The 16,358-nt window shown below is 60.4% G+C and carries 12 protein-coding genes; 7 read left to right on the top strand and 5 right to left on the bottom strand.

Features of this window, described 5'->3' with window-relative positions; translation table 11 throughout:
- Positions 1 to 57: 57 nt before the first annotated feature.
- Positions 58 to 1,962, bottom strand: a complete 1,905-nt coding sequence (locus SSARUM2_RS08655) for an ABC transporter ATP-binding protein (protein WP_041034458.1) — start codon at positions 1,960 to 1,962, stop codon at positions 58 to 60.
- 5 nt (positions 1,963 to 1,967) lie between these two features.
- Complete coding sequence (gene rlmKL / locus SSARUM2_RS08650) at positions 1,968 to 4,094, bottom strand: bifunctional 23S rRNA (guanine(2069)-N(7))-methyltransferase RlmK/23S rRNA (guanine(2445)-N(2))-methyltransferase RlmL (protein WP_086581038.1); 2,127 nt, start codon at positions 4,092 to 4,094, stop codon at positions 1,968 to 1,970.
- A gap of 103 nt (positions 4,095 to 4,197) precedes the next feature.
- Here rlmKL and SSARUM2_RS08645 point away from each other — a divergent pair, with 103 nt between their 5' ends.
- Positions 4,198 to 5,301: a YcbX family protein gene (locus tag SSARUM2_RS08645; RefSeq protein ID WP_049213679.1), complete on the top strand. Its 1,104-nt coding sequence runs from the start codon at positions 4,198 to 4,200 to the stop codon at positions 5,299 to 5,301.
- Positions 5,302 to 5,307: 6 nt separating this feature from the next.
- Here the strand turns inward: SSARUM2_RS08645 and SSARUM2_RS08640 are convergent, their stop codons facing one another.
- Positions 5,308 to 5,856, bottom strand: coding sequence for a cell division protein ZapC (locus tag SSARUM2_RS08640; protein ID WP_033637882.1), 549 nt, complete (start codon positions 5,854 to 5,856; stop codon positions 5,308 to 5,310).
- Positions 5,857 to 6,032: 176 nt separating this feature from the next.
- Complete coding sequence (gene pyrD, locus SSARUM2_RS08635; RefSeq protein ID WP_047568298.1) at positions 6,033 to 7,043, bottom strand: quinone-dependent dihydroorotate dehydrogenase; 1,011 nt, start codon at positions 7,041 to 7,043, stop codon at positions 6,033 to 6,035.
- 258 nt (positions 7,044 to 7,301) lie between these two features.
- Between pyrD and ssuE the strand changes: the two genes are divergently transcribed.
- From ssuE to ssuB, 5 genes are read left to right on the top strand one after another with little or no spacing between them, the layout of a single operon-like run.
- Positions 7,302 to 7,880, top strand: a complete 579-nt coding sequence (ssuE, locus tag SSARUM2_RS08630; RefSeq protein ID WP_033654227.1) for an NADPH-dependent FMN reductase — start codon at positions 7,302 to 7,304, stop codon at positions 7,878 to 7,880.
- 24 nt (positions 7,881 to 7,904) lie between these two features.
- Positions 7,905 to 8,870, top strand: a complete 966-nt coding sequence (locus SSARUM2_RS08625) for a sulfonate ABC transporter substrate-binding protein (protein ID WP_049213677.1) — start codon at positions 7,905 to 7,907, stop codon at positions 8,868 to 8,870.
- 20 nt (positions 8,871 to 8,890) lie between these two features.
- Complete coding sequence (gene ssuD / locus SSARUM2_RS08620) at positions 8,891 to 10,039, top strand: FMNH2-dependent alkanesulfonate monooxygenase (protein WP_033646584.1); 1,149 nt, start codon at positions 8,891 to 8,893, stop codon at positions 10,037 to 10,039.
- 11 nt (positions 10,040 to 10,050) lie between these two features.
- Complete coding sequence (ssuC, locus tag SSARUM2_RS08615; protein WP_033646585.1) at positions 10,051 to 10,845, top strand: aliphatic sulfonate ABC transporter permease SsuC; 795 nt, start codon at positions 10,051 to 10,053, stop codon at positions 10,843 to 10,845.
- Positions 10,842 to 11,615, top strand: coding sequence for an aliphatic sulfonates ABC transporter ATP-binding protein (gene ssuB / locus SSARUM2_RS08610; protein ID WP_033637874.1), 774 nt, complete (start codon positions 10,842 to 10,844; stop codon positions 11,613 to 11,615). The genes ssuC and ssuB overlap by 4 nt, the downstream gene beginning before the upstream one ends.
- Positions 11,616 to 11,671: 56 nt before the next feature.
- On the opposite strand, the gene pepN is transcribed toward ssuB, so the two are convergent.
- On the bottom strand, positions 11,672 to 14,290 hold the full coding sequence (gene pepN / locus SSARUM2_RS08605; RefSeq protein WP_060453030.1) for an aminopeptidase N: 2,619 nt from the start codon (positions 14,288 to 14,290) through the stop codon (positions 11,672 to 11,674).
- Between the two features lie 336 nt (positions 14,291 to 14,626).
- Here pepN and SSARUM2_RS08600 point away from each other — a divergent pair, with 336 nt between their 5' ends.
- Entirely contained in the window at positions 14,627 to 16,327 is a 1,701-nt protein-coding gene (locus SSARUM2_RS08600) for a GGDEF domain-containing protein (protein WP_060453031.1), read from the top strand.
- Positions 16,328 to 16,358: the final 31 nt, after the last annotated feature.

Genomic DNA, 16,358 nt, shown 5'->3' with positions numbered 1-16,358 from the left:
GTTGCTCACCGGCACGTCGATACCGCCCGCAGCAGCGCGCGGGCGGTATCGCAACGGTCAGCCGTTTTTCATCGCTTCCAGCTCTTCCCAGCGGGCGAAGGCCTGCTCGAGCGCCTGCTCGGCGTTAGCCAGCGCCGTCAGCACTTGTTGCGTTTCGCTGTGCGGCCGCGTGAAGAAGTCGGCGTCGCTCATCTGCGCCTGCAGCGCTTCGATCTCCGCCTCCAGCTGTTCGAGCCGCTGCGGCAACTGTTCCAGTTCGCGCAGCAGGTTGTAACTCAGCTTGGCCGCCGCTTTCTTCGGCTGTTCGGCCTTTTTCTCCGCCGCCGGTTTGCTCGCGCTCGGTGCCGCCTGACGAATCGGTTTCGCCGTGGCGCGCTGATGATGCGCATCGTAGTAACCGCCGACGAAGGCGTTGATCACGCCGTTGCCTTCGAAGATCCAACACTCGGTCACCGAGTTGTCGACGAACTGACGATCGTGGCTGACCAGCAGCACGGTGCCCTGATAGCCGTCGATCAGCTCTTCCAGCAGCTCCAGCGTTTCGACGTCGAGATCGTTGGTTGGTTCATCGAGGATCAGCAGATTGCTCGGTTTCAGAAACAGCTTAGCCAACAGCAGACGGTTACGCTCACCGCCCGACAGTGCCTTCACCGGCGTCATCGCGCGTTTCGGGTGGAACAGGAAGTCCTGCAGGTAGCCCAATACGTGGCGAGGGCGACCGTTGACCATCACTTCCTGTTTGCCTTCCGCCAGGTTGTCCATCACCGTGCGCTCCGGATCGAGATCCGCGCGGTGCTGATCGAAATAGGCCACTTCCAGCTTGGTGCCGCAGTGCACGCGGCCGCTGTCGGCTTTCAGCTGACCGAGCATCAGTTTCAGCAGCGTGGTTTTGCCGCAGCCGTTCGGCCCCACCAGCGCAATCTTGTCGCCGCGCTGTACCTGGGCGGAAAAATCGCGCACCAGCACTTTTTCGCCCACCTGATAATTGACGTCTTCCAGCTCGAACACGATTTTGCCGGAGCGGGTCGCCTCTTCCACCTGCATCTTGGCGGTGCCCATCACTTCGCGGCGCTGCGAACGCTCGACGCGCAGCGCCTTGAGCGCACGCACGCGGCCTTCGTTACGGGTACGGCGCGCCTTGATGCCCTGACGGATCCAGACCTCTTCCTGCGCCAGCTTGCGATCGAACTCGGCGTTTTGCAGCTCTTCCACCCGCAGCGCTTCTTCTTTGCTCTGCAGATACAGATCGTAATTGCCCGGCCAGGAAACCAGCTTGCCGCGATCCAGATCGACGATGCGCGTCGCCATGTTGCGGATAAACGAACGGTCGTGCGAGATGAAGACGATGCTGCCGTCGAACTCTTTCAGGAAGCCTTCCAGCCAGTCGATGGTTTCGATATCCAGGTGGTTGGTCGGTTCGTCGAGCAACAGCACGCGCGGCGAGCTCACCAGCGCGCGGCCCAGCGCCGCTTTACGCAGCCAGCCGCCCGACAGCGAGGAAAGCTCGGCGTCGCCGTTCAGCCCCAGCTGCAGCAGCACTTCGCTGATGCGGCTGTCGAGCTGCCACAGCCCCTGGTGATCGAGGATCTCCATGATTTGCGCCATGCGCGCCAGATTTTTCTCGCTCGGGTCGCTCTCCACCAGATGGGAAATCGCATGGTACGCCTTCAGGTGTTCCGCCTGCTCCGCGACGCCTTCGGCCACGAAGTCGAACACGCTGCCGCCGATATTGCGCGGCGGATCCTGTTGCAGGCGCGCCACGATCAGATCCTGCTCGTAGATCACCCGGCCGTCGTCCAGCGGGATCTCTTTGCCGAGGATCTTCAGCAGCGTGGATTTGCCGGCGCCGTTGCGCCCGACCAGACACACGCGCTCGTTGTCTTCGATATGAATTTCGGTGTTGTCTAAAAGCGGCGCATCGCTGAAAGAGAGCCAGGCGCCGGACATGCTGATTAACGACATAGTAATTATTTTCCTTCGCCGGCGTGAGTCACCAGCCAGCAGTTGTGGATCTGACGGTTACGGGCAAAGTCCTGCGACAGCGTCTTGGCGGTGATCTCTTTCGCCTCCAGGCCCAGCGCGCTCAGCCCTGCCATATCCATTTGGAAACCGCGCTTGTTGTTCGAGAACATGATGGTTCCGTTGCGGCGCAGCAACCGTTTCAAATCTTTCATCAGCGCCAGATGATCGCGCTGCACGTCAAAAGTGTTCTCCATCCGCTTGGAGTTGGAGAACGTCGGCGGATCGATGAAGATCACGTCGAACTGTTCGTTGGCGTTGCTCAGCCACGACAGGCAGTCGGCCTGGATCAGCCGATGCTGACGGCCGGTCAGGCCGTTGGCGCGCAGGTTCTTCTCCGCCCATTCCAGGTAGGTGCGCGACATGTCCACCGTGGTGGTGCTGCGCGCGCCGCCCAGCCCGGCGTGCACGCTGGCGGTGCCGGTATAGGCAAACAGGTTGAGGAAGTCCTTGCCGCCGCTCATCTCGCCCAGCATGCGGCGCGCAATACGGTGATCGAGGAACAGGCCGGTATCGAGATAGTCGGTCAGGTTAACCCACAGCTTGGCGTTATACTCTTCCACCAGCAGGAACTCGCCCTTCTGCGCCAGCTTCTCGTACTGATTCTTGCCCTTCTGCCGCTCGCGAGTTTTCAGGATCAGCTGATTCGATGGCAATTCCAGCACCGCCAGCGTCGCGTTGATCACATCGAACAGGCGTTGACGCGCTTTCTGCGCATCGACGGTTTTCGGCGGCGCATACTCCTGCACCACCACCTTGCTGCCGTAACGATCCACCGCGACGTTGTATTCTGGCAGATCGGCATCGTACAGGCGGTAGCATTCAATGCCCTGCTGTTTCGCCCACTTGTCGAGCTTCTTCAAGTTTTTGCGCAGACGGTTGGCGAAATCCTCCGCCACCTGCACGCCGCCGGCAGTGGCGCCGGCCGGGTTCGCCGCCAGCTGATAGTTTTTCTGCACGCACTCCAGCGGGCCGTTCTTCGCCTTGAACTGGCGCTCGGCGCGCAGCTGCAGGCAGCTCAACAGCTCCGGCGAGGCGCTGAACAGCGAAAGCTGCCAACCGCCGAAGGCGCTTTTCATCACGCGGCCCAGCATGTTGTGCAGCGCGATCAGCGCCGGTTCGCTTTCCAGACGCTCACCGTACGGCGGGTTGCTGATCACGGTACCGTGCGGGCCTTCCGGCAGCGGGTTGGTCAACCGCGCCACGTCGCCGACGTTGAAAGTGATCAGCTCGGCGACGCCGGCGCGGCGGGCGTTGCCGCGCGCCATCTCAATCACCCGGCGATCGATATCGGAACCGAAGAAGCGAGAGGCGGTTTCCTGCAGGCCCCGGCGCGCGCGCACCTGCGCTTCGGCGGTGACTTCACGCCACAGTTCGGCGTTGTGGCCATTCCAGGCGCTGAAGCCCCAGTGCTGGCGGTGCAGGCCAGGCGCGCGATCGGCGGCGATCATCGCCGCTTCGATCAACAGCGTGCCGGAGCCGCACATCGGATCGAGCATCGGCGTGCCCGGCTGCCAGCCGGAACGCAGCACGATGGCGGCCGCCAGGTTTTCCTTCAGCGGCGCCTGGCCGGTGAGATCGCGGTAGCCGCGCTGATGCAGGCCTTCACCGCTCAGATCGAGGGCCACGCTGGCCATATCGCGTTGCAGGAAGACGTTAACGCGAATATCCGGCTGCTGCTTGGCGACCGTCGGGCGTTGGTCGAGTTTGCGGGTGAAGCTGTCGACGATGGCGTCTTTCACCTTCAGCGCGCCATACTGGCTGTTGCGGATCTCTTCGTTCACGCCGCTGAAATGCACGGCAAAGGTTTTATCCACGCCAAAAATGCTCGGCCAGTCGATCGCCTGCACCCCGAGGTACAGATCCAGATCGCTGTGCACGCGGAATTCGTTCAGCGGCAACAGAATGCGCGAAGCCAGGCGGCTCCACAGCAGGCTTTGGTACAGAAGACGATCGTCACCCTGAAAATGTACCCCACCCTGCACCACTTTGCAGTCGTGAGCGCCAAGCGCTTCCAGCTCGCTTTTTAACAGTTCTTCCAATCCACGCGCCGTGCTGGCAAACAGAGAGTTCATATCGTGCTTATCACCAAAAAGAAAATTGTTGCGCATTATAGCTAATCCGCACCGCTTGTCATAAAGTTGCTCCCTTCTATTTAATAATCGCACGGAGATGAGGGTGATCACGCTTTCCAGACTCTACGTCCATCCGGTTAAATCACTGCGCGGTCTGCAGCTTTCTTACGCCCAGGTCGGCAGCAGCGGTCTGGCCTTCGACCGCAACTTTATGATCACCGAGCCGGATGGCACCTTTATTACCGCGCGCCAATACCCGCAGATGGTGCTGTTCACGCCGGCGCTGCTGCCGGACGGGCTGTTCCTGAGCGCGCCGGACGGCGAAAGCGCCGCCATTCGCTTCAGCGACTTCACCGCCGCGCCGCAGCCGACCGAGGTGTGGGGCAACCATTTCACCGCACTGATCGCGCCGGATGAGATCAACCGCTGGCTGAGCGGCTATTTCCAGCGCGACGTTCAGCTGCGCTGGCTGGGGCCGGAGTTGACCCGCCGGGTGAAGAAGCACCCCGAAATCCCGCTGACCTTTGCCGATGGCTATCCTTATCTGCTGATTAACCAGGCTTCGTTCAACGATCTGCAGCGGCGTTGCCCCGGCAGCATCAAGCTGGAGCAGTTCCGCCCCAATCTGGTGGTGAGCGGCGCAGCCGCCTGGGCCGAGGACGGTTGGCAGGTTATCCGCGTCGGCGATGTGATGTTCGATCTGGTGAAACCCTGCAGCCGCTGCGTGCTCACCACCGTCAGCACCGAGCGCGGCCGCAAGCACCCGAGCGGCGAACCGCTGAGTACGCTGCAAAAATTCCGCTCCGCCGACAACGGCGATATCGATTTCGGCCAGAACATGATCGCGCGCAGCAGCGGCATCATCCGCGTGGGCGATACGGTGGAAGTGCTGTCGACCAAGCCGCCGCGCCCTTATGGCGCCGGCAAAGTGGTGGAGAGCGTGCAAGCGCCGCAAGACAGCGAGCACAGCGTCACTATCGAATACGAAGGAAAGGTGTTTACCGGCAACAACCAGCAGATCCTGCTCGAACAGCTGGAACAGCAAGGCATTCGCGTGCCTTACTCCTGCCGCGCCGGGATTTGCGGCAGCTGCCGCATTACGTTGTTGAGCGGTGAAGTCGCGCCGCTGAAGAAAAGCGCGCTGGGCGACAACGGCACCATCCTGTGCTGCAGCTGTATCCCGAAAAGTGATTTGACCCTGGCGTAATCCGCCCTATACCGCCCTGTCGTAAGCCGGGGCGGCGCTTTCATCCTGCGCGCAGGGTTTCAGCCGATCGTGCATCACCTTGATGGCGTCGCCCAATACCATGGTGCGGCCGGCGACAGTCAGTTGATTTTGCGCCAGCAGGCACAGGCTGGCGTTATCCCCGGCCTCTACCACCAGCAAGCGCGCTTCCACGCCGCTTTCCATCACCTTCACCGCCGCCAGCTCGCCGTTTTTCGGCTGCAGCGGGTAATGCTGCTGCGAGAAATGCCAGCTCTTCGGCATCAGCGGTTTCAGGAAGCGGTAGGCGACCAGCGCATTCAACACCAGCTCGGCGCGCTGCTCATGGCTGAGTTTGATCTGCTTGCACTGTTCTTCATAGGTGAAATAAAGGGCGGCGTCATCCACGCAAAAAGCGCATTCATCGAAGGCATCCGGCGTTAACATTTTGGCCGGGAAACGTGAACGGAAGATCATACCATTAGCTAAATCCAGCATTAGCCGATCGTGTTCGGCATCAAAATACCAACGCCAATTATCGTCAGGTTTTATCTTCATTTCGTATCCTTCTCGCTGCCTATGCCAACGCCGCACTCACCCTAAAAGGCGATTTTATCACCGATAAAATAGCTTAAACATCGGATAATTCCGCGAACGATATTTATGCTAACGAACAAAATATAGACGAGCCGGGGGCAGAAATAAACCCCCGGAATAAAATGAGAGGAAAAATATTAGATATGGGTAACGATATCTTTAATCAAACGCGGGCCGTGATAGATAAATCCGGAATAAATTTGCAGCAGGCTCGCGCCGGCCTCCATTTTTTCGCGCGCCGCCGTCAGCGAATCGATGCCGCCCACGCCGATAATCGGCAGGCGCCCTTGCAGTTCGGTGGAAAGACGACGGATCACTTCCGTGCTGCGTGATTGCAACGGACGCCCACTTAACCCGCCCGCTTGTTCGCAGTAATTTAACCCCTGGATCAATTTTCGATCCAAAGTGGTATTGGTGGCGATCACGCCATCGATATTATGCCGCACCAAGCTATCGGCAATTTGGATCAATTCTTCTTCTGAAAGATCCGGCGCGATCTTTACCGCCACCGGCACATATTTGTGATGGCGCGCATGTAATTCCTGCTGCTTATTTTTAATCGCAGCTAAAAGATCGTCCAGCGCTTCGCCATACTGTAAGGATCGTAACCCCGGGGTATTCGGTGAAGAGATGTTAATCGCGATATAACCGGCATACGGATAAACTTTATCCATGCAGATCAAATAATCGTCTTTACCCTGTTCGACCGGGGTGTCTTTATTCTTGCCGATATTGATCCCAAGAATGCCGCCGAAATGGGATTTCTTAACGTTTTCAACCAGATTGTCCACGCCATGGTTATTGAACCCCATGCGGTTGATCAGGCCTTCCGCCTCAACCACGCGGAACAAGCGCGGCTTGTCGTTGCCCGGTTGCGGGCGCGGCGTCACGGTGCCGACTTCCACATGGCCGAAGCCCATCGCGCCGAACGCATCGATGCATTCGCCGTTTTTATCCAGACCGGCGGCCAATCCCAGCGGGTTTTTGAACGACAGCCCCATGCAGCTGACCGGTTTGGTCGGCACGGACTGACGGACAAGAAACGCTAATGGGGTGCCGGCAATACGGCTGAGCTGACGAAAGGTCACTTCGTGCGCGCGCTCGGGATCGAGCTGGAACAACGCTTTCCTGATGAGGGGGTAGTACATGGACTCTCCTGATTTCCCGGTTGCAAACCGGGGGCGTATTATCCGGTATCCCCCGCCCAATTGGAATTGATTAAAGGCAAAAAAAGCCGTTTTTACGCAATCGTTTTCTCTCTTCACCGCCAAATCGGCGCCAATCCGCTTTTGCGCATATCGAAATCAAAAAATGAGATTTAAAAAACGCGCCCGGTTGCTGGTAGGTTTAAAACACTTCTTTTTGATTTTCTAATTAAACCTAACTTTTAGTTATAAGGAGTGGCAATGCGCGTTATATCACTGGCCGGCAGCCCACGCATCCCATCACGTTCCGCCGCGCTGCTCGCGCTGAGTCAGAACTGGCTGCGGCAGCAAGGGGTGGAAGTGACGGCTTATACCCTGCACGACTTCGATGCCGAAGACCTGCTGTACGCCAACTTCAACAGCCCGGCGATCAAGGCGTTTGCCGAGCAGCTGGCGCAGGCCGACGGCCTGCTGATTTCCACGCCGGTTTATAAAGCGTCGTTCTCCGGCGCGCTGAAAACCCTGCTGGATCTGCTGCCGGAACGCGCGCTGGATCATAAGGTGGTGCTGCCGCTGGCGACCGGCGGTTCGATCGGCCACATGCTGGCGGTGGACTACGCGCTGAAACCGGTGCTGGCGGCGCTGAAAGCGCAAGAGGTGCTGCACGGCGTGTTCGCCGACGACAGCCAGATCCAACTGGCCGGCGAAGGCGCCACGCTCACCGACGCCGTCGCCGCCCGGCTGGAAGAGGCGCTGGCCAGTTTCTATCTGGCGCTTGGCCGCCGCAAACCGCCCGCGCTGCGCGTCGCCTCGCCGCTGGCGGCGCGACAGACTGCCTGAAAGGCCTGGAAAAGGAGAGCCTGAATGAAAAAACACATCGTTTTACGGCGCTGGCTGAGCGCCGCTACCCTCACCGGCCTGCTGTCGTTGGTTTGGGCCACTGCCGCCGCCGCGCAGGATCCGGCGCAGTTCCGCATCGGCTACCAAAAAGGATCGGTCAGCCTGGTGCTGGCGAAGAGCCACCGGCTGCTGGAGGAACGTTTCCCCGCTACCCGCATTAGCTGGATCGAGTTTCCCGCCGGCCCGCAAATGCTCGAGGCCTTGAACGTCGGCAGCATCGATCTGGGCAGCACCGGCGATATTCCGCCGATCTTCGCGCAGGCCGCCGGCGCGGACCTGCTGTATGTCGGCGTTGAGCCGCCCAAACCGAAGGCGGAGGTGATCCTGGTGCCGGAAAATAGCCCGATCAAAACCGTCGCCGATCTGAAAGGCCATAAGGTCGCTTTCCAGAAAGGATCCAGCTCGCACAACCTGCTGCTGCGATCGCTGCAAAAGGCCGGCCTGAAATTTACGGATATCCAGCCCGCCTATCTGACCCCCGCCGATGCGCGCGCCGCCTTCCAGCAGGGCAACGTCGATGCCTGGGCCATCTGGGATCCTTATTATTCCGCCGCGCTGCTGCAGGGCGGCGTACGGGTGCTCGGCGACGGCACCGATCTGAACCAGACCGGTTCCTTCTATCTGGCGGCGCGCCCCTACGCCGAAGCCAACGGCAGCTTTATCAGCCAGGTTCTGACCGTGCTGACCCAGGCCGATGCGCTCACCCGCAGCGACCGGGCGCAAAGCGTGACCCTGCTGGCCAACGCCATGGGGCTGCCGGAGCCGGTGATCGCCAGCTATCTGGATCACCGCCCGCCGACCGCCATCACACCGCTCGATGCGCAGACGATCGCCGCGCAGCAGCAAACCGCCGACCTGTTTTACGCCAACCGGCTGGTGCCGGTGAAGGTCGACATCTCACAACGCATCTGGCGCCCAAGCGCGCAATAAACAATGGGAGAACACTGACGATGAGCCTGAACGTTTTCTGGTTTTTACCCACCCACGGCGATGGCCACTATCTCGGCAGCGCACAGGGGGCGCGCAGCGTCGATCACGGTTACTTGCAGCAGATCGCCCAGGCGGCGGATCGGCTGGGATTCGGCGGCGTATTGATCCCCACCGGCCGCTCGTGCGAAGACTCCTGGCTGGTGGCCGCCTCGCTGATCCCGGTCACCCAGCGGCTGAAGTTTTTGGTCGCGCTGCGGCCGGGCATCATCTCCCCTACGCTGGCGGCGCGCCAGGCGGCGACGCTGGATCGCCTGTCCAACGGGCGCGCGCTGTTCAATCTGGTCACCGGCGGCGATCCGGAAGAGCTGGCGGCGGAGGGGTTGCATCTCAATCATGAAGAGCGTTACGAAGCCTCAACCGAGTTCACCCACATCTGGCGCCGGGTGCTGGAAGGCGAAACCGTCGATTTCGACGGCAAGCACATTCAGGTGAAAGGCGCCAAACTGCTGTTCCCGCCGGTGCAGCAGCCGCGCCCGCCGCTCTATTTCGGCGGATCCTCCGCCGCCGCGCAGGATCTGGCCGCCGAACAGGTAGAAATGTATCTCACCTGGGGAGAGCCGCCGGCGCAGGTTAAAGAGAAAATCGAAGAGGTGCGCGCCAAAGCGGCGGCGAAAGGCCGCCAGGTACGCTTCGGTATCCGCCTGCATGTCATCGTGCGGGAAACCACCGAAGAGGCCTGGCGCGCCGCCGATCGGCTGATCGCCCACCTCGATGAGGAAACCATCGCCGACGCGCAGCAGGCCTTTGCGCGCTTCGATTCCGTCGGCCAACGGCGCATGGCGGCGCTGCACGGCGGCAAGAAGGACAACCTCGAGATCAGCCCGAACCTGTGGGCCGGCATCGGCCTGGTGCGCGGCGGCGCCGGCACCGCGCTGGTGGGCGATGGCCCGACGGTCGCGGCGCGCATGCAGGAATATGCCGATCTGGGCATCGACACCTTTATTCTCTCCGGCTATCCGCATCTGGAAGAGGCCTACCGCGTCGGCGAACTGCTGTTCCCGCACCTCGATCTGGCGCAGGAGGAAACGCCCGCGCGCCTTCAGCCGGTGCGCCCGCAGGGCGAAGTGGTGGCCAACATTTATGTTCCGCAAAAAGTGTCGCAGAGCTGAGGAGCGCCCCGATGGCAAAGAACGCGCAACGCATCCTGTATCGGCTGGCCCCTTGGGCGCTGCCGCTGGCGCTGGTGATCCTCTGGCAGATCGCCGTAGAAACCGGCTGGCTGTCCAACCGCATTTTGCCGGCGCCGAGCGCGGTGCTGGCCGCCTTCTGGAGCCTGAGCCAAAGCGGCGAACTATGGCAGCACCTGAGCATCAGCAGCCAGCGCGCGCTGATCGGCTTTGCCATCGGCGGCAGCATCGGGCTGATCCTCGGCTTTATTACCGGGCTGTCGCGCTGGGGCGAACGCCTGCTGGACAGCTCGGTGCAAATGATCCGCAACGTGCCGCACCTGGCGCTGATCCCGCTGGTGATCCTGTGGTTCGGCATCGATGAATCCGCCAAGATCTTTCTGGTGGCGCTCGGTACGCTATTCCCGATTTATCTCAATACCTATCACGGCATCAAGAACATCGATCGCGGCCTGTTGGAGATGGCCCGCAGCTACGGCCTGAGCGGTTTCCGCCTGTTTACGCAGGTGGTGCTGCCGGGCGCGCTGCCGTCGATTATGGTCGGCGTGCGTTTCGCTCTCGGCTTCATGTGGCTGACGCTGATCGTCGCCGAAACCATTTCGGCCAATTCGGGCATCGGCTACCTGGCGATGAACGCGCGTGAATTCCTGCAAACCGACGTGGTGGTGGTGGCGATCGTGCTGTACGCCCTGCTCGGCAAGCTGGCGGACGTGGGCGCGCAACTGCTGGAGCGCGTCTGGTTGCGCTGGCATCCGGCCTATCAACTGAAACAGGGAGAAGCGCTATGACCCTTCCCGCTCGCCTTGCGCAAGGCACACCGGTGACGCTGGAGTCCATCGGCAAAGGTTACGGCAACCGCACCGTGCTGGACAATATTCAACTGCGCATTTCCGCCGGGCAATTCGTGGCGGTGGTCGGCCGCAGCGGCTGCGGCAAGAGCACCCTGCTTCGCCTGTTGGCCGGCCTGGAACAACCCAGCAGCGGCGCGCTGCTCAGCGGCAACGCGCCGCTTGCCGCCGCTAAAGAGGATACCCGGCTGATGTTTCAGGATGCGCGCCTGCTGCCGTGGAAAACGGTGATCGACAACGTGGGCCTGGGGCTGCGCGGCCAGTGGCGCGATGCGGCGCTGCAGGCGCTGGACGCGGTCGGCTTGGCGGATCGCGCCCGCGACTGGCCGGCGGCGCTGTCCGGCGGGCAAAAGCAGCGGGTCGCCCTGGCGCGCGCGCTGATCCACCGCCCTCGCCTGCTGCTGCTGGACGAACCGCTCGGGGCGTTGGATGCCCTGACGCGCATCGAGATGCAGGGGCTGATAGAAACGCTGTGGCAACAGCACGGTTTTACCGTACTGCTGGTCACGCACGACGTCAGCGAAGCCATCGCGCTGGCGGATCGGGTGATCCTGATCGAAGAGGGGCGCATCGGGCTGGATCTGACTCTCGATCTGCCGCGGCCGCGCCGCAAGGGTTCCGCCCGCCTGGCGGAACTGGAGGCCGAAGTGCTGGAGCGGGTGTTATCACCGCCGGCCACAGCGGCCAGCGGCCGTCGGGCGGCGAATTGAAAGGATGAAAAAAGGGACGGCGCAGGCCGTCCCTTGATCTATCCAGCGCGAAAAGATCAGGCGTCGAGCGCCTTGCTGATCTTCTCGTACAGATCGCCGGACAGGTTTTCCAATCCTTTCAGCTGTTCCAGCGCCTTGCGCATCAGCGCCTGGCGGCCCGCGTCGTAACGCTTCAGGCGAATCAGCGGTTCAATCAGGCGCGCGGCGATCTGCGGGTTGCGCTGGTTGAGATCGCTGAGGATCTCCGCCAGGAACTGATAGCCGCTGCCGTCCGCGGCATGGAACGCCGCCGGGTTACCGGAAGCGAAGCCGCCGATCAGCGAACGGGTGCGGTTCGGGTTGCTCAGGCTGAACGAACGGTGTTGCAGCAGCGCGCGCACCTTGCTCAGCACGTCTGCCGCCGGGCTGCTGCCCTGCAGCACGAACCATTTATCCATCACCAGGCCATCCTGATGCCAGCGCTCGTCGAACGCCGCCAGCAGCGCATCGCGGCAAGGCAACTGGGCCGCGACCGCAGCAGACAGCGCCGCCAGCGAGTCGGTCATGTTGTCCGCCTGGCGATACTGTTCGCTTACCAGTTGGTCCGCCAGCGCCACATCTTCGCCGAACGCCAGATAGCCCAGGCACACATTACGCAAGGCGCGCTTGGCGATCTCGGCGTGCTCCACGCGGTAGCCGTCGGTCTTGTTGGCGTGATATACCGCCAGCCACTCATCGGCCAGCTCCCGCGCCAGGCAGCGAACGATCGCTTCATGTACCGCGGCGATCGCTTCCGGATCGATGGTGGCGAACAGCTCGGCGATTTCGTTCTCCGACAGCAACGTCAGGATCTGCGCAGCCAGCGCCGGATCCAGTTTTTCGTCCAGCAGCACTGCGCGGAACGCATCGGCCACGTGCAGCGGCAGCGACAGCGGCTGCTTCTGCTGGTGCCGCGTCACGTTCAGCTTGATATAGGTCGCCAGCAGGCTCTGCGCCGCATCCCAACGCGCAAATTCATTGCGCGCGTGCTGCATCAGGAAGGTCAGCTGCTGATCGCTGTACGGATAGTCCAGCTTCACCGGCGCGGAGAATTCACGCAGCAGCGACGGCACCGGCTTATGCGCCACGCCGTCGAACACGAAGGTTTGCTCCGCTTCGGTAACGTTCAGCACGTTATTGACCGGCAGGCCGCCCTTTTGCAGTGGAATGACGTTGCCTTCGCTGTCGTACAGTTCGATATCCAGCGGGATATGCAGCGGCAATTTCTCCGGCTGATCGGCGGTCGGCGCGGTTTGCTGGCTGACATGCAGACGATACTGCTGGGTTTCCGCGTCGTAATCGTCGCGCACCGTCAACAGCGGCGTGCCGGACTGGCTATACCAACGGCGGAAGCGCGACAGATCGACGTTGGACGCGTCCTCCATCGCCTGCACGAAATCGTCGCAGGTGGCGGCGCTGCCGTCGTGGCGTTCGAAATAGAGCTGCATCCCTTTCTGGAAGTTCTCCTCCCCCAGCAAGGTGTGCATCATGCGGATCACTTCGGAACCCTTTTCATACACCGTCAGGGTGTAGAAGTTGTTCATCTCGATCACTTTGTCCGGGCGGATGGCGTGTGCCATCGGGCTGGCGTCTTCGGCGAACTGCGCGCCGCGCATCACGCGCACGTTGTCGATGCGGTTGACCGAACGCGATCCCAGATCGGAACTGAACTCCTGGTCGCGGAACACCGTCAGCCCCTCTTTCAGGCTGAGCTGGAACCAGTCGCGGCAGGTTACGCGGTTACCGGTCCAGTTGTGGAAGTATTCGTGGCCGATCACCGCTTCAATGTTCAGGTAATCCTTGTCGGTGGCGGTTTCCGCCTTCGCCAGCACGTATTTGGAGTTAAAGATGTTTAATCCTTTGTTCTCCATCGCGCCCATATTGAAGAAATCGACCGCCACAATCATATAAATGTCGAGATCGTATTCCAGGCCGAAGCGGGTCTCGTCCCACTTCATCGAGTTCTTCAGCGACGTCATCGCCCAGTCGGCGCGATCCAGGTTGCCGCGATCGACGAACAGCTCCAGCGCGACCTTACGGCCGGAACGGGTGGTGAAGCTGTCGCGCAGCACGTCGAAGTCTCCCGCCACCAGCGCGAACAGGTAGCAAGGTTTCGGGAACGGATCCTGCCATTGCACCCAGTGGCGGCCATCGGCCAATTCGCCCTGGCCGATGCGGTTGCCGTTCGACAGCAGGAACGGATAGCGCGCCTTGTCGGCCTCGATGCGGGTGGTAAAGCGCGCCAGCACGTCCGGGCGATCCTGATAATAGGTAATGTGGTGGAAACCTTCGGCTTCGCATTGCGTGCACAGCGCATCGCCGGACAGGTACAGCCCTTCCAGCGCGGTGTTTTTCGCCGGGTGAATGTCGTTGACGATGGTAAGAGTGAATTGTGCCGGCAACGCTTCGATGATCAGCTGGTTATCCTGCTGGCGGTAGGCGCTCCACGGTTGGCCGTCCACCTGAATGCTCACCAGCGTCAGATCTTCGCCATCCAGCACCAGCGGTGCGCCGGCCGCGCCCTGACGTTTGATTTTACTGACGGCGGTCACGCGCGTAGTTTCCGCGTCCAGACTGAAGTCCAAATCGATATCGGTCGTGGTGTAATCGGGCGCGCGATAATCGTGGCGGTATTTTGCCTGTGGCTGTTGTGTCATAAAAACCCTTAAACGTCTCGGTGAGTTATAGGTGCCAGGCCGCTCTTCTGCTTCGTACCGCAGCCGGAGTGTTCCCCTGCGGCGCGCGGTGGGCCTGAATTGTGAATAAACTGTATCACAGCTGGCCGAAAAGCCCAGAGTCGCCGGGCGACCACGAGAGAGAAATCAGAGGCAAATCATAAATCGCCCGCCAGGCGATAGCGCAGGTGACCAATCGCTAAATAAAAATCAGCATTTAATGCTAAAAAACCGCCACCGGAGGGCGCCGGCATAGTTGAGGCGACGCAGGCGGCATGGTGGTATAATTGCGGCATCAGGCTCAGGATGACTCGCACTATGAAAATTAAATACGCAATCTATTTTTTTACCCTGTGCCTGATGACTTCCTTCTCTCTGTTCATCGTCGATGAGCTGCTCGAAGCCCATACCGACTACCGCGATAACCAACTCAATCTGTACAAAATTGATCGCGCCAAAGAAATCTCCGAAGCCTTTCAGGCTGCCTTGCAGGCGCACCGCCTCAAACGCTTGAGCCTGATCGATCCGCAAATCACCCGAGCGCAATGTTTGGCCGCCGATTGGGCGGCGCGCGAAAGAATTACCCGCATCCGCGAACATCTGGACGATGAGGTCGCCAGACAGCTCGGGGTTCGGCAAAAAATCGCCGCGCTGTCGATGATCAGCCTGATGGAACAGCTGCTGGATAATGACAACCTGCAGCTTTCGCAGGTCAATAACACCAACGCCAATCTGTTCAACATCAACAGCGCCTATTACATCTCGCAAACCAGTAAGAGCTATTACCGCTACACCTACGATACCCGGATGGTGGATACCGACTCTTTTATGTTTCTCGAGGCCATCCGCCTTAATAACCGGCTGAATATGTCACTGACGGAATTGAGCGATCAGATTATCGACGTCAACGTCAGACCGCTCGTTCGCAAAGACGCCTACCTGAAGTCCATTCAGCTGACCGGCGTGCTGAACGCGCTGAGCACCCGATTGATCTTCATGAAGATCAACTACGACGATGGACAAATCACCAACATCGTCAATGCATTGCTCGCCCAGGTTTCCGCTGAGCGCCTCCAACAGATTACCCATGGGCTGTACACCGCTATCGATACCCATCAGCCCTACCCCACCGCGCTTATTTCGCGCTATGTCGACGATGTGAGCGGGCTGTCGCAGGCGCTGTATCAACGCAGCTTCGAACTGGAAACCCTCGCGTCGCGCCACAAGATTTACGACAGCCAGACGACCATTTACGGCATGATTGCACTCGCCGGGCTGGTGGTGTTGCTGTTCATTTTGCCGGCGCTGGTGTTCTGCACCAGCATCAACCGCTGGCTGACCAAGACCCACAACAATATCGTGCGGCTGTCGCGCGGCGAGATAAATATCGATCGCAACGACGCCTTCTACAGCCAGGAATTGATCGCCATCAGCGACGCCATTCAGCAGCTCAGGCAATACCAGTTGGACAAGGTCTCGCTGGAAAGCGAGAAACAACTGCTGATTAAAGAGCTCGAGGCCTCTTCTTTCCTCGATCCGCTTACCAATATTTACAACCGCCGTAAATTCTTCCTTGAATGTCAGCTGCTGGGCGACGGCAGCTACCCGCAGGCCTTTTGCCTGATCGACATCGACAACTTCAAACAGCTCAACGACAGCTATGGCCACGACGTGGGTGACCGGGCGCTGGTGGCATTCGGCCACCTGCTGCAACGCGCGTTCCGCGCCAGCGACATCTTCTGCCGCTACGGCGGCGAAGAGTTCGCGGTGCTGCTGGGCAACTGTTCGTTGGACAACGCGCGGGACATCATGGAGCAATTGCGCGCCCGCACTCATCGCCTGACGCTAAATCTGGCCGATGGACGGCAAGTGCGTTTCACCACCAGCTGCGGCATTGCGCCGGTCAACGCATTCACCGCGCTACAGGCGGCGATCAAACAGGCGGACGAAGCGCTCTATTTTTGCAAAAAGAACGGCAAGGATCGGGTCAGCGTGCTTACCCAGGCCGGCTATATCTGATTCGCTGTTTAAAATAATTAACATTATAATT

The sequence above is a fragment of the Serratia sp. K-E0102 genome, assembly GCF_029962625.1.
Lineage (GTDB): Bacteria > Pseudomonadota > Gammaproteobacteria > Enterobacterales > Enterobacteriaceae > Serratia > Serratia sarumanii.
This window is presented reverse-complemented; position numbering and strand designations above follow the sequence as displayed.